Genomic DNA, 23,955 nt, shown 5'->3' on the forward strand with positions numbered 1-23,955 from the left:
ACCCCATGACGACGCGCCTGACCGCCGATGAAACCCTGACCGCCGCCCTGGCGCGGATGCTGGCCGCCACCCTGCGGCCCGGCCAGACGGTGCTGCTGGACGGGCCGGTGGGGGCGGGCAAGACCCATTTCGCCCGCGCCTTCATCCGGGCGCGGCAGGGCGAGCGGGCCGAGGACGTGCCAAGCCCGACCTTCACCCTGGTCCAGACCTATGACGACCCCCTGGGGACCGAGATCTGGCACGCCGACCTTTACCGCCTGACCGATCCGTCCGAACTGGCCGAGTTGGGCCTGGACGAAGCCTTGCAGGACGCCATCTGCCTGATCGAATGGCCCGACCGGCTGGAGCGGCTGCCGAATGGCGCGATCACCGTCAGCATTGCCGGTCATGCCGATCCCGATCTGCGCGAGATCACCCTGATCGCGCCGGACGCCGCGCGCATCGCGGCACGGGCGGCTTTCGTGGCGGGCGCGGGATGGGGGGATGCGCGGGTGCTGCCCCTGGCGGGCGATGCCTCGGCGCGGCGGTATTTCCGGCTGACGGGCGTGCGGGGCAGCGCGGTGCTGATGGACGATCCCTCGGGCGGCTGCGGGCCTTTCGCGGCCATGACGGACTGGCTGCGGGGCCACGGCTTCGGCGCGCCCGCGATCCTGGCCCAGGATCCGGCGGGGCTGCTGCTGGTCGAGGATCTGGGCGACGATCTGGTCGCCCGCGTGCTGGAGCGCGACCCTGCGATGGCGCCAGGGGTCTATGACCGGATCACGGATCTGCTGGTCGATCTGCACCGCCATCCGGTCCCCGACTTCGTGGCGCCGCTGGACGGGCCGACCCTGGCCGAACAGGTGGGCCTGTTCGCCGAATGGTATCCGCAGGCGGCAGGCGGGGCGGGCGGCTACGACATCGCCCCCCTGATCGCGGCGCTGCACGCGGATCTGGCCGCCGATGTCCCCCCTGTCCTGGCCCTGCGCGATTTCCATGCCGAGAACCTCCTCTGGCGGGGCGAGGCCCCCTTGGGCCTCATCGACTATCAGGACGCGGTGGCCTGCCATCCCGCCTATGACCTCGTGTCCGCCCTGCAGGACGCGCGCCGTGACGTGGACCCCGGCATCGAGGCCGCCTGCGTCAGCCGCTATCTGGCCGCGACCGGGCTGGACCCGGACCGCTTCCGCGCGGCCTATGCCCTGCTCGGGGCGCAGCGGAACCTGCGGATCCTGGGCATCTTCACCCGGCTGTGCCTGCGCGACGGAAAGGGGCGATACCTGGACTTCATGCCTCGGGTCTGGGGTTACGTCCGGCGCAACCTCGCCCATCCGGCGCTGGTCCCCCTGGCGCGGGCGGTGGCCGCCCTGCCCGCCCCCGACGGTGCCGTCATCGAAAGGATCCGTGCCCGATGCGCCCGCTGATGATCTTTGCCGCAGGCCTGGGCACGCGGATGCGGCCCCTGACCGACACCTGCCCCAAGCCGCTGATCCCGGTGGCGGGCCGCACCTTGCTGGACCGCGCCCTGGATCTGGGCCGGGATGCCGGGGCGGGGCGGATCGTGGTCAACACGCATTACCTGGGCAACCGGATCGCCGCCCATCTGGCGGGGCAGGATGTCGCCATCAGCGACGAACCCGGCACGATCCTGGACACCGGCGGCGGGCTGCGTCAGGCCCTGCCGCTGCTAGGCCAAGGTCCGGTGATGACGCTGAACCCCGACGTGGTCTGGACCGGGCCGAACCCGCTGACGGCGCTCAACGCCGCCTGGCGCGAGGACATGGAGGCGCTGCTGATGCTGGTGCCGCTGGCCCGGGCCACGGCGCGGCAGGGGGCGGGGGATTTTGCAATGGACACGCAAGGCCGCATCAGCCGCTGGGGCGATCACGTCTATGGCGGCGCGCAGATCATCCGCCCCGACCGGCTGGCCCAGATTCCCGACCGGGTGTTTTCCCTCAACCACCTGTGGGATCTGCTGATCGCCGACGGGCGCGCCCATGGCATCGTCCACCCCGGCGGCTGGTGCGACGTGGGCTATCCGGACGCGATCCCCCTGGCGGAAAGGATGCTGCATGGCTGAGCCTGTGTTCCGCGGCCTTTACGCCCTGCCGCCCGGCGTCGATTTCGCCCATGAATTCGTGGCGGGGTTCCTCGACCGCATGAAAGGCCAGCCGCCCGAGGCGATGGCCCGCGTCACCATCTATGCCAATGCCTCGCGCACCCTGTCCGAACTGAAATGCGGCTTCGACCGGCGCGGCCCCTTGCTGCTGCCGCGCCTGCTGCCGGTCACGAACCTGGACACGCCTGCCCTGCTGGGCCAGCCCACATCCGCGCCCCTGGCCCGGCGGCTGCAACTGGCCCGGCTGGTGGCGCGCCTGCTGGATGCGCGGCGCGACCTGGCGGCGGGCCATTCCATCGCCTTTCTGGCGCGGTCGCTGGCCACCCTGATGCACGAGATGCAGACCGAGGGCCTGACGCCCGAGGCGCTGGAAGGCATCGACACCGGCGATCACGCCCGCCATTGGCAAAACGCCCTGGCCTTCCTGCGCATCGCTGCACGGTTCCACCTGGACGGCCCGCCGGTGGACCGCCCTGCGCGCCAGCGCCTTGCGGCGGAAACCCTGGTCCAGGACTGGGCGCAGGGCATCAACCTGCCGCCCGGGCCGGTGATCGTCGCGGGATCGACTGGATCGCACGGTGCCACGCGCCTGTTCATGGAGGCCGTGGCCGCCCTGCCCGAGGGCGCGGTGATCCTGCCCGGCTTCGACTTCGACCAGCCCCTGCCGGTCTGGGAAAGCCTGGAGCGGGGGGCCGAGGATCATCCGCAGTCGCGCTTCGCGCCGCTGGTCCGCGCCCTGGGCCGCCCCGCCCGCTGGACCGACACGCCCCCGCCGGTGCCCGACCGCAACCGGCTGCTGTCCCTGGCCCTGCGGCCCGCGCCCGTGACCGACCAGTGGATCGCCGAAGGCCCGCGCCTGCCCGACCTGATCGCCCCCACGCAAGGCCTGACCCTGATCGAGGCCGACCAGCCCGGGTCCGAGGCCGAAGTGATCGCCCTGATCCTGCGCGACGCCGCCGAACGAGAGGCGCGCGCCACGCTGATCGCGGCGGACGGCAACCTGATCCGGCGCGTGAACGCCGCACTGGACCGCTGGCACCTGCGGCCCGACGAAGGCGCGGGCCAGCCCTTGTCGCTGACCGCGCATGGCCTGTTCCTGCGCCAGATCGCCGCGCTGTTCGGACAGGCGCTGGCCATCGACCGCCTGCTGATCCTGCTCAAGCATCCGATGACGGTCACGGGATCGCCGCTGCTGGCCCTGAACGACGCGCGCAGGCTGGCCCGCGACCTGGAACTGCACCTGCGCCGCAACGGCCCGGCCTTTCCCGACGGCGACTGCCTGCGCACCTGGGCCACGCGCGGCGACCCCGCCCGCAAGATCTGGGCCGAATGGCTGGCCGACCTGCTGGACCGGATCACGCCCCTGGCGCGCGACCGCGCGCCGCGTCCCCTGCCCGACCGGCTGCACGACCTGATCGCCCTGGCCGAGTCCTGGGCGGCGGGACCGGGGGGCAGCGCCGCGGCCTCGAAGCTGTGGGAGGACAAGGCGGGCACGCTGCTGCGCACCACCATCGACCACCTGGCCGAACACGCGGCCGAGGGGCCGAGCCTTGGCCCGACCGAATTCTGTTCGCTGCTGCTGGACGAAATGCGCCAGCAATCCGTGCGGATCGAGGGCGGCGCCCATCACCTGATCCATATCCGCGGCCCGCGCGAGGCCCGCATCGTGGGCGAGGGCACGGTGATCCTGTCGGGCCTGAACGAGGGCGGCTGGCCGCAGCCCCTGGCGCCCGATCCGTGGCTGTCGCGGCAGATGCGGGCGGCGGCGGGCCTGCCCCTGCCGGAAACCCTGATCGGGCTGGCGGCGCACGATTTCCAGCAGGTGATGGGGCTGGACCAGGTGGTCCTGACCCGCGCCCGCCGCGACGCCGAGGCCGAGACGATCCCGTCGCGCTGGCTGAACCGGCTGACCAACCTGATGACCGGCCTGCCCGAACGGAACGGCCCGCAGGCCCTGGCCGCGATGCGCGCGCGCGGTAATGCCTGGCTGGCCCGCGCCGCCGCCCTGTCGCGGCCCCCGGTGGCGGTCAGGCCCGCCGCCCGCCCCTCGCCCATCCCGCCCGTGCCGCCGTTCCGGGAACTGCCGGTCACGGATGTGTCGCTGCTGATCCGCGACCCTTACGCGGTCTATGCCAAGCGCGTCCTGGGCCTGCGCCCGCTGCCCTCGCTGCGGCCCGAACCGGATGCATCCCTGCGCGGCCAGACCCTGCACGCCATTGTCGAGGCGCTGGTGGCGTCCAAACCCGCGCCCGACACGCCCCCCGCGGTGCTGAAGGCGCGGTTCCTGCGCCTGACGGCCGAGATCCTGCTGCGCGACGTGCCCTGGCCCGCCGCCCGCGCCTTCTGGGCCGCGCGGATGGAAAAGATCGCCGACCGCCTCGTCGCGGACGAGCTGGCCCGGCTGGCGCAGGGCCGCCCGGTGGTCGTGGAAAAGCGCGGCCGCGTGGCGCTGTCGGGGATGGATTTCGTCCTGACCGCCCGGCCCGACCGGATCGACCTGCTGCATGACGGGTCCGTGATGATCTATGACTACAAGTCCGGCAAGCCCCCCTCCGACAAGCAGATCGCCACCTTCGACAAGCAGCTGATCCTGGAGGCCGCGATGGTCCGGCGCGGGGGTTTCGACGCGCTTGGCCCGGCGGATGTCGCGGGCATCAGCTATATCCAGCTGGGCGGCGAGGGCGAGACGCATCCCCGCAGCTATTCCCCGCAACTGGAGGCCGAGAACTGGGACGGCTTCCTGCGCCTGGTCGCGGCCTATCTGGGGGGCGAGATCGGGTTCACCGCGATGCGGGCGCCCGAACAGACCAGCTATGCGGGCGACTACGATCATCTGGCGCGCTATGGCGAATGGTCGCTGGCCGATGCGCCGCGCGTGGAAAGGGTGGGTGATCATGGATGAAGCCAGCCTCAACCAGATCGCGGCGGCCGATCCCGCCCGGTCTACCTGGCTGACGGCCAATGCCGGGTCGGGCAAGACCCGCGTGCTGACCGACCGCGTGGCGCGCCTGCTGCTGGCGGGGACCGCGCCCGAACGCATCCTGTGCCTGACCTATACCAAGGCCGCCGCGACCGAGATGCAGAACCGCCTTTTGCGCCGCCTGGGCCAATGGGCGATGCTGCCCGAACCCGAGTTGCGGCGCGAACTGGCCGAACTGGGCGAAGGGGGCGACCCGGATCTGGCTCAGGCCCGCCGCCTGTTCGCCCGCGCCATCGAGACGCCGGGCGGGCTGAAGGTCCAGACCATCCACAGCTTCTGCGCGGCCCTGCTGCGGCGCTTTCCGCTGGAAGCCCAGGTGCCGATGGGCTTCATGGAACTGGACGACCGGTCCGCCCGCGCGCTGCGCGCCCAGATCGTCGAGGACATGGCCGCCGAAGGCGCGCCCGCCATCCGCGACCTGACGGCGCTGGTGTCGGGCGACAACCTGGACGCCTTCCTGGCGGGGCTGTCGGATGCGGATTACCCCCGCGAACCCGATCCCGCGCCGATCTGGGGGTCCATGGGCCTGCCCCCCGGCCTGGACGAACCCGCGCTGCTGGCCCGGGTCTTCGCGGGCGGCGAAGGCGACCTGTTCGCGGCCCTGGCGCCGATCCTGCGGGCCAGCGGTCCCAAGGACTGCAGGCTGGCCGACCAGCTGTCGCAGGGCAACTGGGCCGATCCCGGCCCGGACGAGCTGCATCTTCTGTGCAAGTGCCTGCTGTTCGGCAAGGATGCCCGCGTGCCCTTCGGTCCCAAGATCGGCGACATCCCCACCAAGGCCCTGCGCGAGGGTCGCTGCGCGCCCTTCATGGCGGACCTTGAAGCGCTGATGCAACGCGTGGCCGATGCCCGCCCGCTGTGCATGGGCCTGGCGCTGGCGCAAAAGACGCTGGCGCTGCACCGCTTCGGCCACGAATTCACCCGCAGGCTGGCGATCGAGAAGGCCACCCATGGCTGGCTGGATTTCGACGACCTGATCCGCCGCACCGCCGACCTGCTGGACGAATCCTCCATGGCGCAATGGGTGCTGTGGCGGCTGGACGGCGGCATCGACCACATCCTGGTCGATGAGGCGCAGGACACCAGCCCGGACCAATGGCGCGTGATCCGGCGGCTTACCGACGAATTCACCAGCGGCGCGGGGGCGCATGACCGGCCCCGCACGCTGTTCGTGGTGGGCGATCCCAAGCAGTCGATCTATTCCTTCCAGGGCGCCGACATCGCCGTCTTCGAGGCGATGCGCGACCGCTTCCGCCAGGATTTCGAGGCCGTGCGCCAGCCCATGCAGCAGCGCGGACTGGCTCATTCGTTCCGATCCTCGCCCGCGATCCTGTCGCTGGTCGATACGGTCTTTTCCGGCGACGGGGCGCAGGGGTTGGGCGATCCGCCCCGCCACATTGCCTTTCGTGACACCATGCCCGGCCGCATCGACATCTGGCCGCCCCTGCCCGAACCCGAAAAGCTCGAGGACGGCGACTGGACCCGGCCCGTCGATGCGCCGGCGGAAAACGCCGCCGACACGCAGCTGGCCCGCGCCGTCGCCCGCCAGGTGCGCCAGATCATCGGCACCCCGATCCGCGACGGCAAGACCGGCCAGGTCCGCGCCATCGGGCCGGGCGACATCCAGATCCTCGTCCAGCGGCGGGCGGGGCTGTTCGACGACCTGATCCGCGAGTTGAAGGCCGCGGGCCTGCCCGTGGCCGGGGCCGACCGGCTGAAGCTGGCCGCCGAACTGGCCGTGCGCGACATCACCGCGACGCTGTCGGTCGTGTCCACGCCCGAGGACGACCTGTGCCTTGCCGCCGTGCTGAAATCGCCCCTGTTCGGCCTGTCCGAGGATGACCTGTATCGCCTGGCCGCCGGGCGCGGGCGGCAATACCTGTGGGAACGCTTGCGCGAATCGCCCTATCGCGGGGCGTTCGAGGTTCTCTATGACCTCATGGACCAGGCCGATTACCTGCGCCCCTATGACCTGATCTCGCGCCTGCTGGTCCGCCACGGGGGCCGCGCAGCCCTGCTCTCGCGCCTCGGTCCCGAGGCCGAGGACGGCATCGACGAGTTGCTGTCGCAGGCCCTGGCCTATGACACGGTGGAAACGCCCTCGCTGACGGGGTTCCTGGTCTGGCTGGGCAGCGACGACGTGCAGATCAAGCGGCAGTTGCCCGGCGGCGCGGGCGGGCTGATCCGGGTGATGACCGTGCATGGCTCGAAAGGCTTGGAAAGCCCCGTGGTGATCCTGCCCGAGACGAAGAAGCGCAAGCCCGGGCGCGGCCAGCCGCTGATCCGGCTGGACGACCGGCCCGCCTGGCGCGGCCTTGCCGCCGACCGCCCGGACCCGGTGGCCCTGGCCGTGGCCGACCACGAACAGCGGCAAGAAGAGGAACGCCGCCGCCTGCTGTATGTGGCGATGACGCGGGCCGAAAGCTGGCTGATCGTGGCCGCGGCGGGCGATTGCGGCGTGGGGCTGGAATCCTGGCATTCGATGATCGCGGTCGGCGCCGTGCGGTGCAGCAGCCTGGAACGCACCACGGTCGAGATCGACGGCATCGGCACGGCGGAACGGCTGTTCTTCGGCGCCTGGCCCGATCAGGCGGTGGCGCTGGACGCGACCTTCGCGCCCCCTGCCCGCGCGCCCGAATGGGCGCATCGCCGCGCCCCCGCGCCGCCGCCCAAGATGCTGGCCATCGCCGCGACCGCGCTTGGCGGCGCCAAGGTCATCGGCGAAGGGACCGAGGACGCCGACCCTGCCGCCGCCATGCTGCGCGGCACGCGGCTGCACCTGCTGCTGGAACACCTGCCCCGCCAGCCCGCGACCGACTGGCCGCGCATCGCCCGGGGCCTGCTGGCCGGGGCCGAGGGCGGCCTGCCGGGCGCCGACGAGCTGGCCGACCTGCTGGCCGAGGCCGCAGCGGTGATCAACGCCCCCGACCTGGCCGAAGTGATGACGCCCGACCCCTCGGCCCAGGTGCTGACCGAGGTCGCGCTGACCGCCCCCCTGCCGGGCCTTGGTCCGGTCCATGGCGCCATCGACCGGCTGATCATCACGGACGCGCGGATCATCGCCGTGGACTACAAGTCGAATGCGGTGGTCCCCGGTCGCCCCGAGGACACGCCCGAGGGGATCCTGCGGCAGATGGCGGCCTATCGCGCGGCGCTGCGGATGATCTGGCCCGCCCGCGCGGTCGAGGTCCGCGTCCTGTGGACCGCCACGCGCAGCCTGATGCCGATCCCCGATCCCATCCTGGACCGCGTCATGGCCGCCCTTGACCCGAAGGCCCTGGCTTCATAGCTGTTGGAACGAAGCCTTGCCGCATCCCGCCGGCATGTCCCTTGCAAGGAGCGATAGAATGGCCACTCAGCCCGTCACCGACAGCCAGTTCGACACCGAGGTCCGCCAGTCCGACACCCCCGTGATCGTGGACTTCTGGGCCGAATGGTGCGGTCCCTGCAAGCAGATCGGCCCCGCCCTGGAAGAACTGTCCGAGGAATATGCCGGCAAGATCAAGATCGTGAAGGTCAACATCGACGAGAACCAGGAACAGGCCGCGGCCTTGGGCGTGCGCGGCATCCCGGCGCTGTTCATGTTCAAGGGCGGCGAGGTCGTGTCGAACCGCATGGGCGCCGCCCCCAAGGCCGCGCTGAAGAACTGGATCGAGGAATCGATCTGACCTGTCCTTCGTGACGGTCGAAGGGCGGCGGCCTTACACGGGCCAGCCGCCCTTCTTCATGGCGGCCAGCATCCGGTCGTCGGCATCGGGCGCCATCATGTCCAGGCTCGTCCGGCGCAGGAACCAGTCCAGATAGGCGGCGACATCGGGGCGGTGGCGGTCCGCGCGGGCCAGGGCCGCGTCCGCCCCCAGGTCGGCCACGTTCAGCGCGACGTGGTGGAAATCCGCCATCCCGAACAGCACCAGCGGCTTGTCCAGGATCAGCCCGTCGAAGCCCACCGCGCTGTTTTGCGTGGCGACAAGGGCGCAGCCGCGCAGCAGTTTCGCGGTGTCGCCGCCGATCGTCAGGTTCGGGTATCGCCGGGCCAGGCCGTCCAGGGCGCGGCGGTCTTCGGCGTCAGGGGGTTCCTTGGGGTGGAAGGTGGCAATGGCCGGGCGGCCGGTGCGGGCGACGCTCTCGACCATGTCGACCGGACTCATGGTCTGGAAGGACCGGCATTCGCGCAACCGGCCCTGCAAGGGGATCAGCACGTGATCGCCGCGGACCGGATCGGGTCCCGGCAGCACGCGCCGGCGCAGCCTGTCCGCGAAATCGCGCGCCGCTTGCGCATCGACCGCGAGGGGATCGAAGCGCGCCCGGGCGACCGGCCAGGACCAGCGTTCGGCGTGCCGTTCCAGCCGCCAGAAGGGATAATGATACGCCCGCCGGAAGGTCAGCGCGCGGTCATGGGTGGGGCGTTCCATGTGATAGAGCGCGTAACCGGGAAGGCCGGGGGCGGCCTGGCGCGCGGCCTCGCCCGACCGCTGGACGGCGACCTGCCAGCCGCGTTCCTCCAGCAGGCGGGACATCCGGTTCAGGAAACCCAGCTTGCCCGCCTGCGCCGTCTGCAAGATCGGCGGATGCAGGTAGATGCGCAGGATGCGGGGCTGGTCCATGCGCGCCACGCTGCACAAGGGACCTGCGGGTTGCAAGGCCGGGACCGTGCCCATATCTGCAACCCGGAAACGGAAGGAAAGACCCTCATGGCGGATGACAGATTTCCCGGCTGGCACGGCACCACGATCCTGGCGGTGCGGCGCGGCGGCAAGGTGGTGGTCGCGGGCGACGGGCAGGTCAGCGTCGGCCAGACGGTGATGAAGGGCACGGCCCGCAAGGTGCGCCGCCTGAACCCCGGCGGGCGCGACGTGGTGGTGGGCTTTGCCGGATCGACGGCCGATGCCTTCACCCTGCTGGAACGGCTGGAAAAGAAACTGGAATCTGCCCCTGGCCAGTTGCAGCGCGCTTGCGTCGATCTGGCCAAGGACTGGCGCATGGACAAGTACCTGCGCAACCTGGAAGCCATGCTGATCGTCACCGACGGACGGGAACTGTATGTCGTGACCGGCGCGGGCGACGTGCTGGAACCCGAACATGACGTGGCCGCCATCGGATCGGGCGGCAACTTCGCCCTGGCCGCCGCGCGCGGACTGCTGGAAGGCGACGGGGATGCCGAAACCGTGGCCCGCAAGGCCATGGCGATCGCGGCCGACATCTGCGTCTATACCAACGGCAACCTGACGGTCGAGATCATCGGCGCCTGAGCGCGCACGGATGCCGGGCCGCACAGGCCCGGCATCACCGGCAAGGCGCTACAGCCGGACGGTCGCCACGTTGTCCTTGTAGCTTTCCTTGGGATCGCTGATGCCAAGCGCCACCATGGCGCCGGCGACGATGCTGGAGGCATCCAGCCAGATCTCGGCCTTTTGCGGATCGAAGCGCAGCAAGGCCAGCTTGGGATCGTCCTTGCCGTGTTCGTACCAGGCGGCGACATGGCTGTTCCACAGCCGGTCCACGACGGCCCGGTCGGTGTCCTCGGTCAGAGACCCCTCGATCGAGGCCCAAAGGTCATGGCCCTTGGACACGAACTGCGCCGCGGCGTCCTGCGCGCCGCCCGCCAGCCTTTCCACAAGGGCATTGTCCCTGGACGTAAAGAACCACAGCGGCCCGTGGTCCCCGTCCTCGACCTGCGAGGTCATGGGCCGGGTATGGCCGTGTTCGCCGCCGATAAGGCCCAGCATCACGGTCATGTCGGACCGCAGGGCCTTCCACAGGCGGGCTTTCAGTTCGTCGGGCGTGGGCATGTCGAATCCTCCGATATCAGGCTCCCGTGCCAACGTGGCGCCCGGCGGATTGTTCCGAACGGACCTCAGCCCGCCTTCTTCGCCTCCATGTAGGCGCGCAGGACCGCGTTCATCCGGGTCTGGTAGCCCTTGCCCTGCGAGGGGAAGAAATCCAGCACGTCCGGGTCGATGCGAAGCGATACCGCCTTCTTGGGTTCGGGAATCACCAGACGCGCGGTGGACCAGTCCACCTCGAAATCATCCTCGCCCTCGAAGTCGCCTTCGCGGGCAAGGCGGTCCCAGTCAGTCCTGCCCTTCATCTGCCGGAGTTCCTCCAGCGTGCAAGGCCCTGAAATCTTCTCGCTCATATCGCCACGCCTTTCGTGCCGTGATGATCCGCGCCGTTGTATAGACGACAAGCATCTGGTCGGCACATCCCTTCAAATCGCCGCCCCGACTGTTTATCTGCGGGTGAACCGACAGAAGGCAGACCCATGACCGACCTGACCCCGCGCGAAATCGTGTCCGAACTGGACCGCTTCATCATCGGCCAGAAGGACGCCAAGCGCGCCGTGGCGGTGGCGCTGCGCAACCGCTGGCGCCGCAAGCAACTGGGCGACGACCTGCGCGACGAGGTGTATCCCAAGAACATCCTGATGATCGGCCCGACCGGCGTCGGCAAGACCGAGATCAGCCGCAGGTTGGCGAAACTGGCCAACGCCCCCTTCATCAAGGTCGAGGCGACCAAGTTCACCGAGGTGGGTTACGTCGGCCGCGACGTGGAACAGATCATCCGCGACCTGACCGACGCCGCCATGATCGACACGCGCGAGCGGATGCGCGAGGCGGTCAAGGCCCGCGCCCACAAGTCGGCCGAGGACCGCGTGATCGAGGCCCTGGCCGGCAAGGACGCGCGCGAAGGCACCCGCCAGATGTTCCGCGACAAGCTGAAGCGGGGCGAGCTGGACGACACCGCCATCGAGCTTGAGGTGCAGGACACGTCCAACCCCCTGGGCGCGATGGAAATCCCCGGCCAGCCCGGCCAGTCCCTGGGCGGCATGATGGATCTGTCGGGGCTGATGAAGGCCTTTGGCGGGCGGCGGGTGCGCCGCAAGATGACGGTGTCGGAAAGCTATGACCTGCTGATCGCCGAGGAAGCCGACAAGCTGCTGGAGGACGACGCCGTCAAGGCCGCAGCCCTGGACGCCGTGCAGCAGAACGGCATCGTCTTCATCGACGAGATCGACAAGGTTTGCGCGCGGGCCGACGCGCGCGGCGGCGATGTCAGCCGCGAGGGGGTGCAGCGCGACCTGCTGCCCCTGATCGAGGGCACGACGGTTTCTACCAAATACGGCCCCGTGAAGACCGACCACATCCTGTTCATCGCCTCGGGCGCGTTCCACGTCGCCAAGCCCAGCGACCTTTTGCCGGAACTGCAGGGCCGGTTGCCGATCCGGGTGGAACTGCGCGCCCTGACCGAAGACGACTTCATCCGCATCCTGACCGAGACCGACAACGCCCTGACCCGCCAATACACCGCCCTGATGGCAACCGAGGGCGTCACCGTGGGCTTTGCCGCCGACGGCATCGCGGCGCTTGCCCGCATCGCGGCCGAGGTGAACGCATCGGTCGAAAACATCGGCGCGCGCCGCCTGTATACCGTGATCGAGCGCGTCTTCGAGGAGTTGTCCTTCAGCGCCCCCGACAAGGACGGCGAGACGGTGCAGGTCGATGCGGCCTATGTCGAACGCCACCTGGGCGACCTGGCGCGGTCCACCGATCTGTCGCGTTACGTGCTGTAAGGAACCGTCCGGCACGCATCCGGGTTGGCCTGGCAGGAAAGGGGACTGGTCATGGGTTATGTCTTCGGAATCATCGTCTTCGTGCTGGATGTCTGGGCGATTGCCTCGGTCATCAACACGAATGTCAGCACGGGCACCAAGATCCTGTGGATCGCCCTGATCGCGATCCTGCCGGTGCTTGGCCTGATCCTGTGGTATTTCATGGGACCCAAGGCCAATTACGGCGGGCGGGCCTGACGCCGGGGCTGGCCTGGGACCGGTTTCTCTGACAGGCTTGCCGCGACCGTTTCCCTGTAAGGTGACGCTTGCGGCATTTCCTTTTCTGTCTCGTCCTTGTGCTTGCGGCTTGTGGCCCGCGCGGCGCCCTGGTGATGGCCCCCGCCGGATACCGGCCCCGCATCGCCGAGCCGATCTGGGTCGCCGCGCAGCGCGACCTGTCCGGCGACCATGTGCCGCAGCCCTGGTTTTCGCGCATCGACGTGTCGGTCCCGCCCGACCGCGCGCCGGGCGATCTGGCCTATCCCCGGCCCGGCGGCGATCCCGACCGGGAGTTCCTGGTGACAGACGGCGGGCGGCTTGCCGATGCCGGGGCCTTCCGCCGCGCCATCGAGCGGGACCTGGCAGGCCGCGCGCCGGGCAACCGCGACATCATGCTGTTCGTGCATGGCTACAACTACAGCTTCGCCGAAGGCGTTTACCGCACCGCGCAACTGGCCCATGACCTGCAACTGCCGGGAATCCACGCGCATTTCTCGTGGCCCTCGCGGATGAAGCCCTATGCCTATTCGGGCGACCGGGACGGCGCGCTGTATTCGCGCGACGGGCTGGTGCAGACGATCGACCTGCTGGCCCAGGCGAAGGGGCGGGGCAAGATCGTGCTGATGGCCCATTCGATGGGCGGCCAGCTGCTGATGGAGGCGTTGCGCCAGATGGCCTTGTCCGGGCGGCGCGACCTGATCGGCCAGATCGACGGCGTGATCCTGATATCGCCCGACCTGGACCTGCGGCTGTTCCGGTCGCAGGTCCGCGCCATCGGGCCGCTGCCGCAGCCTTTCGTGATCATCACCTCGCCCCGCGACCGGGCGCTGCAACTGTCGGCGCTGATCTCGGACGAGCCGCTTCGGCTGGGCAACATTCCCGATGCGCAGCCGGTGGCGGACCTGGATGTCGTTGTCGTCGATACCGGCGCCTTCAACACCGGCTACGGGCATTTCAACGTGGCCGATTCCCCGGCCCTGCAGCGGATCCTGACGCGGATGCGCGACCTGGACCGGATCCTGCCCGAGGAAGGCGGCGCCGATCCCGGCCTGATCGGCGGCGCGGTCAGCCGGGTCGAGCAGGCGGTGCAGGTGGTGCTGGCGCCGGCGTTCTAGCCGCTGCGGCGCAGATAGACGTAATAGGCCCCCTCGCCGCCGTGGCGGTAATGGGCGGGCGTGACCTGCTGGACGACCGCCGACAACGGCGGCATGTGCAGCCAGTGCGGCACCTGATGGCGCAGGGCGCCGGGACGGGTCGGCAAGGGACCGTGATCGCCCCGGCCCTTGCCGGTGATGACCAGGACCAGCCGCCGCCCCTGGGCATGGCAGGACAGGATGAAGCCGGTCAGTTCGGGGTGGGCCGCGGCCAGGGTCAGCCCGTGCAGATCCAGCCGCGCCTCGGGCGCCAGCTTGCCCTGCGCCATGCGGCGGTGAACCTTGTGATCCATGCGCAGGGGGTGTTGCGCAAGCCGTTGCGCGGGGGTGGGCGCGGCGGACAGCGCGGCAGGGGGGCGGGGCGGCGCCTTGTGGCCGATCGCGAAATCCAGCAGCGACAGCGACGGGGGCGGGGCTGGCTTCGGCTTGAAGGATGGGCTTGCCTCGGGATCGGCAAGCCTTGGCCGTTCGGGGTGCATCGGCGCCGCCGTGCGGGCGACGCGCGCCCACAGATCCCTGTCCTCGGGCGTCAGGTCCCGTCGCCGGGCCATCTCAGCCGGTCGCGACAAGCTGCCAGTTCGGGTCGTCCTGACCCATGCGGCGGGCAAAGGTCCAGATGTCGCGCTGCTTGCGCGCGGCCTTGGGATCGCCCTCGACCACATGGCCCGCCCTGTCGCGGGTGGCCGCGATCAGTTCGCCCACGAACCGGACGGAAATCTCGGCCATTCCGGTGGCAGGGTCGAATTCCGCCCCTGCCAGGGAGGTTTCGCGCGTCCCGATATACTGCGCCGTGACCGTCTGGCCATTCGCCGTGCGGGCGTCGATGACCGACTGGAAGGCCGCGGCGACGGGTTCCGCCAGGAAGGGCCGGACCTCGGACAGGTCGCCGCGCTCGAAGGCCATCAGGATCATCTCGTAGGCGGATTTCGATCCGTTGAGGAAATCCATCACGCCGAAGGACGGCTCGGCCGCCTTCATCGCGGCCAGGGCGCGCGCGGTGGCGCTGCCCGCCTCGGCATGGTCCAGGATGTCGTGGTCGGGTTCCCCGGCGGTGCCCTCGATCACGTCGAAGCGGGGGCGGGGATGGTCCGGGGCCTCGACCTGCGGCGGCTCGAACCCGTCGCGGGTGCCCAGGACGTTGCGCAGGCGGAGGATAAGGAAAATCGCGATCCCGCCCAGGACAAGCAACTGCAGCAACGGGTTGTTCATGCGATTGGCCTCATGTGGTCTTGGCTGGTATCTGCGATCTGCGTCATTATGTAGGGATTGCGCCGGGGCAAGTCCAGTTATCCCCTGGCCGGGAAGGGAACGGGAATGCGACTGTTGTGGCTGTTCGTGGCGCTGCCGATCGTCGAGATCGCGCTGTTCATCCAGGTGGGCGGACTGATCGGGGTCTGGGCCACGCTGGGGCTGGTGGTGCTGGCCGCCGTCTTGGGCATGGCCGTGATCCGCAGCCAGGGCGCCCATGCCTGGATGGAAGCGCAGCAGAGCCTCGCGCAGTTGCGCGATCCGTCGCGGCCGCTCGCGCATGGCATGATGCTGATGATCGCGGGCGCGCTGCTGATCGTGCCGGGCTTTTTCACCGACACCATCGGCCTGCTGCTGCTGATCCCGCCGGTGCGCGATCTCGTGATGCGGCAGGCGGGGCGGCGGATGCGGGTCCGGTCCGTTCACGTCGCCCGGCGCGAGTCGCATCGCCCGCCCTATGCCGACGGGGTGATCGACGCGGATTTCGTGGTCGAGGACACGCCCCCGCGTCCGCGCCCGCCGCTCGATCTGCCCGAGGACGGGACGGGCGACCGGCCTGCCCGGCGCGGCGGATCGGGCTGGACGCGCCATTGAGGCCGTGACCCGCGCCTGATAGAACCGGGGCCAAGTGTCATCCTTCAAGGGAAATCCCATGGCCGACGAAACCACCCCCAACGGCGCGGCCTCTGCCGCCCCCTCCGTGCGGATGCAGATCCTGGCGCAATACATCCGCGACCTGTCGTTCGAGAACGCCGTCGCCACCAAGGGCGCCCCCCAGGGCGAGGTCCAGCCCGAGATCACCGTCCAGGTCAGCCTGGACGCCCGCAAGCGCGCCGGCGACAACCAGTACGAGGTGATTTCCAAGTTCCGCGTCACCTCGACCAACAAGGGCGACAACGCCACCCTGTTCCTGGCCGAACTGGATTACGGCGGGGTCTTCCTGATCGAGGGCGTGCCCGAGGACCAGATGCACCCCTTCCTGATGATCGAATGCCCGCGGATGCTGTTTCCCTTCGTGCGGCGCATCATCTCGGACGTGACGCGGGACGGGGGCTTTCCGCCCTTCAACATGGACCCGGTCGATTTCGTGGCGCTGTACCGCCAGGAACTCGCGCGCCGCGCGCAGGCGCAGCAGGGCGCGCCCGCCGACCAGCGCCTGTCCTGACACGCCATGGCGGCACGACCGCGCCGGGCCTGGCAGCGGATGCTGTCGGGCCGCCGTCTGGATCTGCTGGATCCGACGCCGGTGGACATCGAGATCACCGACATCGCCCATGGCCTGGCCTTCGTGGCCCGCTGGAACGGCCAGACCCGGGGGGACTGGCCCTATTCGGTGGCCGAACATTCCCTGCTGGTCGAGGATATCCTGACCCGTCTCAATCCCGGGATAGAGACGCGCTGGCGATTGGCCGCGCTGCTGCACGATGCGCCGGAATATGTGATCGGCGACATGATTTCCCCGGTCAAGGCGGCGCTTGGCGCGGAATACGGCCGCATGGACGAACGGCTGACGGCGGCCATTCATCGCCGCTTCGGATTGCCCGCGACAATACCGTCGTCAATAAAGGTTAAAATCAAGGCAGCCGACCGGATTTCGGCGCGGCTCGAGGCCGTTCAAATCGCCGGCTTCAGCCTGTCCGAGGCGAAACGCCTGTTTCCGCTGCAAAACGAATTGATTTTGTCCGTATTGCATATTCGAATACGCCCCCCGGCAGAAGCACGAGAGGCATTCCTGGACCGCTTCAGGATGCTGAACGAGGCTGCGGACGGATCCGCATAGGAAAGGGCTGCCCCGACGGGACAGCCCCTTGCAAAAAATCCCGTCAGATCAGCAGGTCGTCCAGCTGCTTGCCGCCTTCAAGATTTTCCTGGACCCACCGCGGTTTGCGGCCGCGGCCTGTCCACGTCATCGTCGGATCCGTGGGATTTGCGTATTTGGGCGCGACCGTTCCCGTCCGGCGCGGTTTCGACCCGGTCAGGTCGGCAAGGTTGAAACCATGCTCGCGTGCGGCTTCCTCGATCGCGGCCAATGCTTCGCGGCGCTTGCGGTCTTCATAGGAACTGATCGCGCGGTCCAGTCTTCCCCGAAGATCACGCAGTTCCTTGAGCGTCATCTTGTCCAGGTCGAAGTTCATTTCTTTTTCATCCATCATGAATTGATGAAACTAATGTTATATCACGCAAAGGGAATTACAAGACGTTTCATTATTCAGCGCGGCCCGCGCTTGGCAAGGATGCGCTGAAGCGTGCGGCGGTGCATATGCAGGCGGCGGGCGGTTTCACTGACATTGCGGTCGCATTGTTCGTAAACCCGTTGAATATGTTCCCACCTGACCCGGTCCGCCGACATCGGGTTGTCGGGCGGGGGCGGCAGCGATTCACCATCCGACAGCAACGCGGACGTTACGTCATTGGCATCCGCGGGCTTCGCCAGATAATCGGTCGCCCCCATCTTGACCGCCGCGACAGCCGTGGCGATGGCGCCGTATCCCGTCAGGACGATGATGCGCGCATCCGCGCGCAACTCGCGCAGCGCCTCGACCACGTCCAGGCCGTTGCCGTCCTCCAGCCGCAGGTCGATCACGGCATAGGCGGGCGGCGCCTCGCGGATCATGGCCAGGGCATCGGCGACGCTGACGGCGGTGCGGGGGGCAAAGCCGCGCTTTTCCATGGCCCGCGCCAGCCGAGTCACGAAGACTTCGTCGTCATCGACCAGGATCAACGACGGATCGGGACCCGGATACAGGCGGACGGGGGGTTCGACTTCCATGGGCAGGTCCCAGCTTGCGTGAACGGTAACAGTGCCGCAACGGCGGGACAGGGGCAATTACTTCTTATCCAAGGGCATCGACGAAGCAGCCGACGCGCTCGGCCATCACCTCGGGGGGGGTGTCGCGGTTGAAGAAATCGACCGTCCTGTTGCCGGGCAGGACCAGATAGGTGTTGGTCATGTGATCGACCAGGTAGTATTCCCCGTCTTCCGCGTCGTTGGCCTTGTAATAGTTGCGCCAGCCCTTGTTGACGGCGGCGATCTCCTCCTCGGTCCCGGTCAGGCCGATCATGTCGCCGGGAAACAGGCTGGTGAAATCGGCCACGACCTGGGGGGTGTCGCGCTTGGGATCGACGGTGACGAAGACGGTCTGCACGTCCTTGCCCCCTTCCTGCAACAGGGCGGCGGCCTCGGCGTTGCGGGCGCTGTCCATCGGGCAGACATCGGGGCAGGAGGTATAGCCGAAATACAGAAGCGAGGGCTTGGCGAAGACCTGCTGGGCCGTGACGCGCTGCCCGTCCTGCCGCGTCAGGGTGAAATCGGTGCCGAAGGCGTCCATGCCGCCCGCCACCGCGCTGCCGCCGCATCCGGCGAATTGGTCGTCCCCCCCGCGGCTGGCCAGGTAGACCCCGCCCGACGCCAGCAGGGCCACGGCGGCAACGCATCCGATCAGCAGGATTTTCCGGTCGGCCATGGTCGTCTCCTCCAACGGGCGCAAGCGGCGCATTGATCGCCCATCCGGCGCCGCGTATCAAGGTCCGCATCGTCGCAGCGGGGCACGCATGGCCGATCCACCCTTTCCCCCTTCCGGTCCGATCGGTCCCCAGGACCCGCCCGAGGCCGAGCCGATCCGGATGCGCACGCTGGTCCTGCTGCGCTGGTTCGCCATCGCAGGCCAGTTGGCGGCGGTGATCGTGGCCCGCATCATGGGCATCGGCTTTGCGCTGGAACCGGTGCTGGCGCTGATCGCGGCGGCCATCGCCATGAACCTGTGGCAGGTGGTGTCGCCGCCGCGCCGGACCTCGGCCCGGGGGGCGGTGGTGCAGCTGACCTTCGACGTGATCCAGATTTCCGCGCTGATGGCGCTGACCGGGGGGCTGGCCAACCCCTTCGCGCTGCTGGTCCTGGCGCCGGTGACGGTGGCCGCGACCTCGCTGGATGCCCGGGAAACGGTGGCCCTGGGCGTGGCCACGGTGGCGCTGATCTCGATCACGGCGCTGATTGCGCTGCCCTTGCATGGCGCGGACGGGCAGGAACTGACCCTGGCGCCCACGCTGGCGCTTGGCCACTGGACGGCGCTGATGATCGGGGTGGTGTTCTTTGCAGGCTATGCCCACCGCGTGACGGCGGAATTGCAGGCGACCTCGAACGCGCTGTTCGCCACGCAGATGGCCTTGGCGCGCGAACAGCGGCTCCAGCACCTGGGCGGCGTGGTGGCGGCCGCCGCGCACGAGATGGGCACGCCGCTCGCCACCATCAAGCTGATCGCGGCCGAGCTTGCGGACGAACTGGACGACCGCCCCGACCTGCAGGCCGACGCCATCGCGCTGCGCGATTCGGCGGTGCGCTGCGCGCAGATCCTGCGGTCGATGGGCCGGGCGGGCAAGGACGACCTGCACCTGCGCGCGGCCCCCCTGCGCGCGGTGCTGGAGGATGCCGCCGAACCCCATGCCGGACGCGGCCCCGCCGTCCGCATCCAGGCCGACAGCCTGGACATCCGCCGCGACCCCGCGATCATCCACGCGCTGCGCAACCTGATCCAGAACGCCGTCGATTTCGCGGCAAGCGAGGTGGTGGTCGAATCGCAGATCGGCAACGGCTGGCTTTGCGTGACGATCCGCGACGACGGCCCCGGCTATCCCGCAGCACTTCTGTCGCGGATCGGCGATCCCTACCTGACCAGCCGGCGCGGCGGCGCGCAGCGCGAGGGATACGAGGGGATGGGCCTTGGCCTGTTCATCGCCAAGACGCTGCTGGAACGGTCCGGCGCGCGGCTCGGCTTTGCCAACGGGGGTCCGGGCGCGGTGGTGACGGTGCGCTGGCCGCTGGACCGGATCGCCGCTGACGCGCGCGCGCCACTGGGCGACAATCCCGCGCAGGATGCCTGACATTTTAACTGTTCCTTAATCCCGCCCCTCCTATGGTTGCGCCAAACGTGAAGGAGCAAGGGATGTCCCTGCATGGCGCCGCGCTGATCCTGATGGTGGTCCTGACGGGGGCCGCCTCGGTCCTGCTGGCGATCGTGCTGGTCCGGTGGTGGGACCGGGGTCCGGGCCGCGACCGGCCGCGCCTGCCGCAGGGGCTGGAAAGCAGCCTCAAGCCCATGGTGATGCTGTTCCGCAATCAGGTGCTGGTCGATGCGACGCCGCCCGCCCGCGCGCTTCTGGACCGCTTTTCCGCGCCCGAAGGAGACTGGACGCGCCTTCTGCAATGGATCGGCCCGCGCTTTCCCGACGCGATCGAGGCCCTGGGCCGCATCGACCGCGCCGGACGGGTCGAATTCCTGGGCCAGGCGGGATCGGGCAGCGCGGCGCTGCGGCTGGTGGCCGAACAGATCGACGCGGGCCTTCTGCGCATCACCATCACCGACCCGCAGGCGGAATATGCGGGCATCATCGTCGATTCCATGTCCCAGCAGGCGATGGAGGAGGAACTGGACCTGCTGCGCCGCTCGCTGGACCAGACGCCGATGCTGGTCTGGCGCCAGGATGCCGAGGAACGCGTGACCTGGGCCAATGCCGCCTATCTGCGCCGCGCCGAGGCGCAGGGGGACGAACCCATCGGCTGGCCCCTGCCACGCCTGCTGGATTCGCCCCGCCCCGTGCCCGGCGCAGGCACCCGGACGCGCCGGGCGTCCTTGAACCAGAACGGCGCGGTGTCCTGGTACGATTGCCACAGCCACCAGGCGGGGGACCAGGTGATGATGTTCGCCCTGCCCGCCGACGCGGCCGTCAGCGCCGAACGGTCCTTGCGCGAATTCGTGCAGACCCTGACCAAGACCTTTGCCGACCTGCCCATCGGCCTTGCCATCTTCGACCGCCAGCGGCAGTTGCAGCTGTTCAACCCCGCGCTGATCGACCTGACCAACCTGCCCACCGGTTTCCTGACCGCGCGGCCCACGCTGTTCGACCTGCTGGACAAGCTGCGGGAACTGCGGATGGTCCCCGAACCCAAGGACTTCCGCAGCTGGCGCCAGCAGATGAGCAACCTGGAAAGCGCCGCCGCCACCGGCCACCATGTCGAGGAATGGTCCCTGCCCGGCGGCCAGACCTATCGCGTGACGGGCCGCCCCCATCCCGACGGCGCCGTGGCCTTCCTGTTCGAGGACATCACCTCGGAAATGAGCCTGACCCGCAAGTTCCGGGCCGAGATGTCGCTCGGCCACAACATCCTAGACAATATCGGCGAGGCGGTGGCGGTCTTTTCCGCCGAGGGGCAGGTGGCGTTGACGAACCAGGTTTACCGCGACCTGTGGGCTGACGTTCCCGACAGCCTGAGGGACGCGCTGGCCTGCTGGCAGGCCGGGGCCGAGGCCGGTCCGGGACTCGAGGCGCTTCAGGCCCGGCTGGCCGGATCCGGGGAAACCCTGCGCGACAGCGGGCTGGTCAAGGGTCCGGGGGGGCAGTTGCTGGGCTGGTCGGTGACCCGGCTTCCCGCCGGGCGGCAGATGGTCCGCTTTCGCCTGCCCGACCCCGCGACACAGCCCCTGCCTGCCGAGCAGCGCCTTCTGGCGGCGGGAACGGCGGTCTAGACGCGAAGCCTGCCTCTCGGCTTGTCTGCGTTCTATGATGTGGAACGCAGGTTGACCGTAATTCCCGGCCTGATCGCGCGATCCTGCAGTTTCCAGTTGCCAATCCGGCATTTTCCCTTCTATCCCTTATGGCGGAGGGGGCAGTTTCCAAATCCACCATGTGGACGGGGAAAGCGGCAAGAGGAGGCCGCTGCTGCCTGACGGGGGACAGGATGCACCAGACGGATGCACATGCCGGTGCCGAATTGGCATTGGGCGGAATCGAGGCGCTGGCCGAACCGAAGCGCGCCGAACGCTGGATGCGCCCGGTCGAGGTCGCGGCGGCGAGCCTGCTGGTGGCGATGATCGTCACCGTGCTGGCGAACGTCTTTTTCCGCTACGTCCTGGCCAAGCCCCTGATCTGGGGGGACGAGGTCGCCTCGATCTCCTTCATCTGGATGGCGATGCTGGGCGCGGCCCTGGCCGTTGACCGGCACGAGCACATGAAGCTGACGGTCTTCCTGCCGCTGCTGCCCGACCGTCTGGCCCGCGCAGTGGAAGTCGCGGGCAGCGTCCTGGTCTGCGTGCTGCTGCTGCGTCTGCTGCCCGTCGCCATCGAATACGCCTACGAGGAATCCTTCATCACCTCGCCCGCGCTCGGGCTGCCGATGTCCTGGCGCGCGTCCGCCCTGCCTGCGGGGATCGGGCTGATGGCGCTGCTGATGATCCTGTCGGTCGTGCGCACCCGCGAATGGGGGGCGATCCTTGGCACGCTGGCCGTGGCCGGGATTGCCGCCGCCGCCTTGTGGTTCGCCAAGCCCGCCGTCCTCGCCTTCGGCAACTGGAACCTGCCCCTGTTCCTGGGCCTGGGCCTGTTCGCGGGCGGGCTGCTGGTGATCGGCGTTCCCATCGCCTTCTGCTTCGCCCTTGCCACGCTGGGATACCTGACCTTCGCCACCCATGCCCCGGTCTTCGTGATGATGGGGCGGATCGACGAGGGGATGTCGTCCCTGATCCTGCTGTCGGTGCCGGTCTTCGTGCTGCTGGGCTGCATCCTGGACGCGACCGGCATGGGCCGCGCCATCGTGGGTTTCCTGGCGTCCCTGTTCGGGCACGTCAAGGCGGGGATGAGCTATGTGCTGCTGGGATCCATGTTCCTGGTGTCCGGCATCTCGGGGTCCAAGGTGTCGGACATGGCGACCGTCGCCCCCGCGCTGTTCCCCGAGATGCGCCGCCGGGGCCATTCCGCGCCGGAAATGACCGCGCTGCTGGCGACGGGCGCGGCCATGGCCGACACCGTGCCGCCCTCCATCGTGCTGATCGTGCTGGGATCGGTCGCGGGCGTGTCCATCGCGGGGCTGTTCACCAGCGGCTTCGCCATCGCCATGGTGCTGCTGGTGGTGCTGGCGATCCTCGCCCGCTGGAAGGCGCGGGGCGAGCGGATGGAGGGCGTGCGCCGCGCGTCCCTGTCGGTGATCGGCAAGACCGCCCTGATCGCCGCGCCCGCCTTGGTGCTGCCCTTCATGATCCGCAGCCTGGTCGGCGGTGGCGTCGCCACCGCGACGGAAGTGTCCACCATCGCCACCCTTTACGCCTCCATCATCGGCGCGGTCCTTTACGGCGGCATCCCCTTGAAGCGCGTGGGTGGGATGCTGGTGGAAACCGCCGCCATGTCGGGGGCGATCCTGCTGATCCTGGGGGCCGCGTCGTCCATGGCCTGGGCGCTGACGCAATCGGGCTTCGCGCGCGACCTGATGGTGCTTGTCACCGGCCTGCCGGGCGGCTGGCTGGTGTTCATGCTGGCCTCGATCGCGATCTTCCTGGTGCTGGGCTGCGTGCTGGAAGGGCTGCCCGCCATCGTGCTGCTGGCGCCGATCATGTTCCCCATCGCGCGCGGCCTGGGGATCCACGACATCCATTACGCCATGGTGATCGTCACCGCGATGAACATCGGGTTGATGGCGCCCCCCATCGGCATCGGCTTCTACATCGCCTGCAAGATCGCGGGCGTGCCCGCCGAACAGGTCATGGCGAGGATCTGGCCCTATCTGGCCGCGCTGATGGTGGGCCTGCTGTTCATCGCCGCCGTGCCCTGGTTCTCGACCGCCTTGCTGTAAACACGTCTTATCCTTGGGAGGAGGAATTCC

Annotated in this window: 23 protein-coding genes; 15 read left to right on the plus strand and 8 right to left on the minus strand. The window is 69.2% G+C overall.

What is annotated here, in order from left to right; translation table 11 throughout:
* Window positions 1-5 precede the first annotated feature (5 nt).
* The 5 genes from tsaE to trxA are packed head-to-tail and all read left to right on the plus strand — an operon-like array spanning window position 6 to window position 8,746.
* A complete protein-coding gene (gene tsaE / locus GIY56_RS10295; protein ID WP_154764752.1) occupies window positions 6-1,403 on the plus strand; it encodes a tRNA (adenosine(37)-N6)-threonylcarbamoyltransferase complex ATPase subunit type 1 TsaE in 1,398 nt (465 codons plus the stop codon).
* Window positions 1,391-2,059, plus strand: a complete 669-nt coding sequence (locus GIY56_RS10300; protein WP_230312435.1) for a nucleotidyltransferase family protein — start codon at window positions 1,391-1,393, stop codon at window positions 2,057-2,059. Before tsaE ends, GIY56_RS10300 begins: the two co-directional genes overlap by 13 nt.
* Window positions 2,052-5,000 (plus strand): double-strand break repair protein AddB, encoded by a 2,949-nt coding sequence (addB, locus tag GIY56_RS10305; RefSeq protein ID WP_154764753.1) that lies wholly within the window; start codon window positions 2,052-2,054, stop codon window positions 4,998-5,000. The genes GIY56_RS10300 and addB overlap by 8 nt, the downstream gene beginning before the upstream one ends.
* Window positions 4,993-8,367, plus strand: a complete 3,375-nt coding sequence (addA, locus tag GIY56_RS10310; RefSeq protein WP_154764754.1) for a double-strand break repair helicase AddA — start codon at window positions 4,993-4,995, stop codon at window positions 8,365-8,367. Before addB ends, addA begins: the two co-directional genes overlap by 8 nt.
* Before the next feature lie 58 nt (window positions 8,368-8,425).
* Window positions 8,426-8,746, plus strand: a complete 321-nt coding sequence (gene trxA, locus GIY56_RS10315; protein WP_154764755.1) for a thioredoxin — start codon at window positions 8,426-8,428, stop codon at window positions 8,744-8,746.
* A gap of 33 nt (window positions 8,747-8,779) precedes the next feature.
* On the opposite strand, the gene GIY56_RS10320 is transcribed toward trxA, so the two are convergent.
* Entirely contained in the window at window positions 8,780-9,682 is a 903-nt protein-coding gene (locus tag GIY56_RS10320; RefSeq protein WP_154764756.1) for a capsular polysaccharide export protein, LipB/KpsS family, read from the minus strand.
* Between the two features lie 87 nt (window positions 9,683-9,769).
* Between GIY56_RS10320 and hslV the strand changes: the two genes are divergently transcribed.
* The gene (hslV, locus tag GIY56_RS10325; RefSeq protein ID WP_154764757.1) at window positions 9,770-10,327 is read left to right on the plus strand and encodes an ATP-dependent protease subunit HslV; all 558 of its coding nucleotides are present in this window, start codon (window positions 9,770-9,772) and stop codon (window positions 10,325-10,327) included.
* 48 nt (window positions 10,328-10,375) lie between these two features.
* Here the strand turns inward: hslV and GIY56_RS10330 are convergent, their stop codons facing one another.
* Both GIY56_RS10330 and GIY56_RS10335 read right to left on the minus strand, forming a co-directional pair.
* On the minus strand, window positions 10,376-10,867 hold the full coding sequence (locus GIY56_RS10330; RefSeq protein WP_154764758.1) for a pyridoxamine 5'-phosphate oxidase family protein: 492 nt from the start codon (window positions 10,865-10,867) through the stop codon (window positions 10,376-10,378).
* 65 nt (window positions 10,868-10,932) lie between these two features.
* Window positions 10,933-11,214 (minus strand): BrnA antitoxin family protein, encoded by a 282-nt coding sequence (locus GIY56_RS10335; RefSeq protein ID WP_154764759.1) that lies wholly within the window; start codon window positions 11,212-11,214, stop codon window positions 10,933-10,935.
* 126 nt (window positions 11,215-11,340) lie between these two features.
* Here GIY56_RS10335 and hslU point away from each other — a divergent pair, with 126 nt between their 5' ends.
* The 3 genes from hslU to GIY56_RS10350 all read left to right on the plus strand — a co-directional run bounded on the left by hslU (window position 11,341) and on the right by GIY56_RS10350 (window position 14,021).
* A complete protein-coding gene (gene hslU / locus GIY56_RS10340; RefSeq protein ID WP_154764760.1) occupies window positions 11,341-12,648 on the plus strand; it encodes an ATP-dependent protease ATPase subunit HslU in 1,308 nt (435 codons plus the stop codon).
* A gap of 51 nt (window positions 12,649-12,699) precedes the next feature.
* Window positions 12,700-12,885, plus strand: coding sequence for a PLD nuclease N-terminal domain-containing protein (locus tag GIY56_RS10345; protein ID WP_154764761.1), 186 nt, complete (start codon window positions 12,700-12,702; stop codon window positions 12,883-12,885).
* A 134-nt stretch (window positions 12,886-13,019) separates the two neighbouring features.
* A complete protein-coding gene (locus tag GIY56_RS10350) occupies window positions 13,020-14,021 on the plus strand; it encodes an alpha/beta hydrolase (protein ID WP_154764911.1) in 1,002 nt (333 codons plus the stop codon).
* Here the strand turns inward: GIY56_RS10350 and GIY56_RS10355 are convergent.
* Window positions 14,018-14,611: a Smr/MutS family protein gene (locus GIY56_RS10355; RefSeq protein ID WP_154764762.1), complete on the minus strand. Its 594-nt coding sequence runs from the start codon at window positions 14,609-14,611 to the stop codon at window positions 14,018-14,020. The genes GIY56_RS10350 and GIY56_RS10355 overlap by 4 nt on opposite strands.
* Before the next feature lies 1 nt (window position 14,612).
* A complete protein-coding gene (locus tag GIY56_RS10360; RefSeq protein ID WP_154764763.1) occupies window positions 14,613-15,269 on the minus strand; it encodes a Tim44/TimA family putative adaptor protein in 657 nt (218 codons plus the stop codon).
* A 105-nt stretch (window positions 15,270-15,374) separates the two neighbouring features.
* Between GIY56_RS10360 and GIY56_RS10365 the strand changes: the two genes are divergently transcribed.
* Genes GIY56_RS10365 through GIY56_RS10375 form a run of 3 tightly spaced genes read left to right on the plus strand, consistent with a single transcriptional unit; the run spans window position 15,375 to window position 17,088 of the window.
* Window positions 15,375-15,902 (plus strand): FxsA family protein, encoded by a 528-nt coding sequence (locus GIY56_RS10365; protein ID WP_154764764.1) that lies wholly within the window; start codon window positions 15,375-15,377, stop codon window positions 15,900-15,902.
* 58 nt (window positions 15,903-15,960) lie between these two features.
* Window positions 15,961-16,473, plus strand: a complete 513-nt coding sequence (secB, locus tag GIY56_RS10370) for a protein-export chaperone SecB (RefSeq protein WP_154764765.1) — start codon at window positions 15,961-15,963, stop codon at window positions 16,471-16,473.
* Between the two features lie 6 nt (window positions 16,474-16,479).
* Window positions 16,480-17,088 (plus strand): HD domain-containing protein, encoded by a 609-nt coding sequence (locus tag GIY56_RS10375; protein WP_154764766.1) that lies wholly within the window; start codon window positions 16,480-16,482, stop codon window positions 17,086-17,088.
* A gap of 43 nt (window positions 17,089-17,131) precedes the next feature.
* Here the strand turns inward: GIY56_RS10375 and GIY56_RS10380 are convergent, their stop codons facing one another.
* The 3 genes from GIY56_RS10380 to GIY56_RS10390 form a co-directional block, all read right to left on the minus strand.
* Window positions 17,132-17,443, minus strand: coding sequence for an H-NS histone family protein (locus GIY56_RS10380; protein WP_154764912.1), 312 nt, complete (start codon window positions 17,441-17,443; stop codon window positions 17,132-17,134).
* 74 nt (window positions 17,444-17,517) lie between these two features.
* Window positions 17,518-18,078, minus strand: a complete 561-nt coding sequence (locus GIY56_RS10385; RefSeq protein WP_154764767.1) for an ActR/PrrA/RegA family redox response regulator transcription factor — start codon at window positions 18,076-18,078, stop codon at window positions 17,518-17,520.
* A gap of 64 nt (window positions 18,079-18,142) precedes the next feature.
* Entirely contained in the window at window positions 18,143-18,772 is a 630-nt protein-coding gene (locus GIY56_RS10390) for an SCO family protein (protein WP_154764768.1), read from the minus strand.
* Window positions 18,773-18,860: 88 nt separating this feature from the next.
* Between GIY56_RS10390 and GIY56_RS10395 the strand changes: the two genes are divergently transcribed.
* From GIY56_RS10395 to GIY56_RS10405, 3 genes are all read left to right on the plus strand, one after another.
* Window positions 18,861-20,186: an ActS/PrrB/RegB family redox-sensitive histidine kinase gene (locus GIY56_RS10395; RefSeq protein WP_154764769.1), complete on the plus strand. Its 1,326-nt coding sequence runs from the start codon at window positions 18,861-18,863 to the stop codon at window positions 20,184-20,186.
* Window positions 20,187-20,248: 62 nt separating this feature from the next.
* Window positions 20,249-21,829, plus strand: coding sequence for a PAS-domain containing protein (locus GIY56_RS10400; protein ID WP_230312436.1), 1,581 nt, complete (start codon window positions 20,249-20,251; stop codon window positions 21,827-21,829).
* A gap of 212 nt (window positions 21,830-22,041) precedes the next feature.
* Window positions 22,042-23,925: a TRAP transporter large permease gene (locus tag GIY56_RS10405; protein ID WP_154764770.1), complete on the plus strand. Its 1,884-nt coding sequence runs from the start codon at window positions 22,042-22,044 to the stop codon at window positions 23,923-23,925.
* Window positions 23,926-23,955: the final 30 nt, after the last annotated feature.

It is taken from the genome of Paracoccus lichenicola, from assembly GCF_009708075.1.
Taxonomy (GTDB): domain Bacteria; phylum Pseudomonadota; class Alphaproteobacteria; order Rhodobacterales; family Rhodobacteraceae; genus Paracoccus; species Paracoccus lichenicola.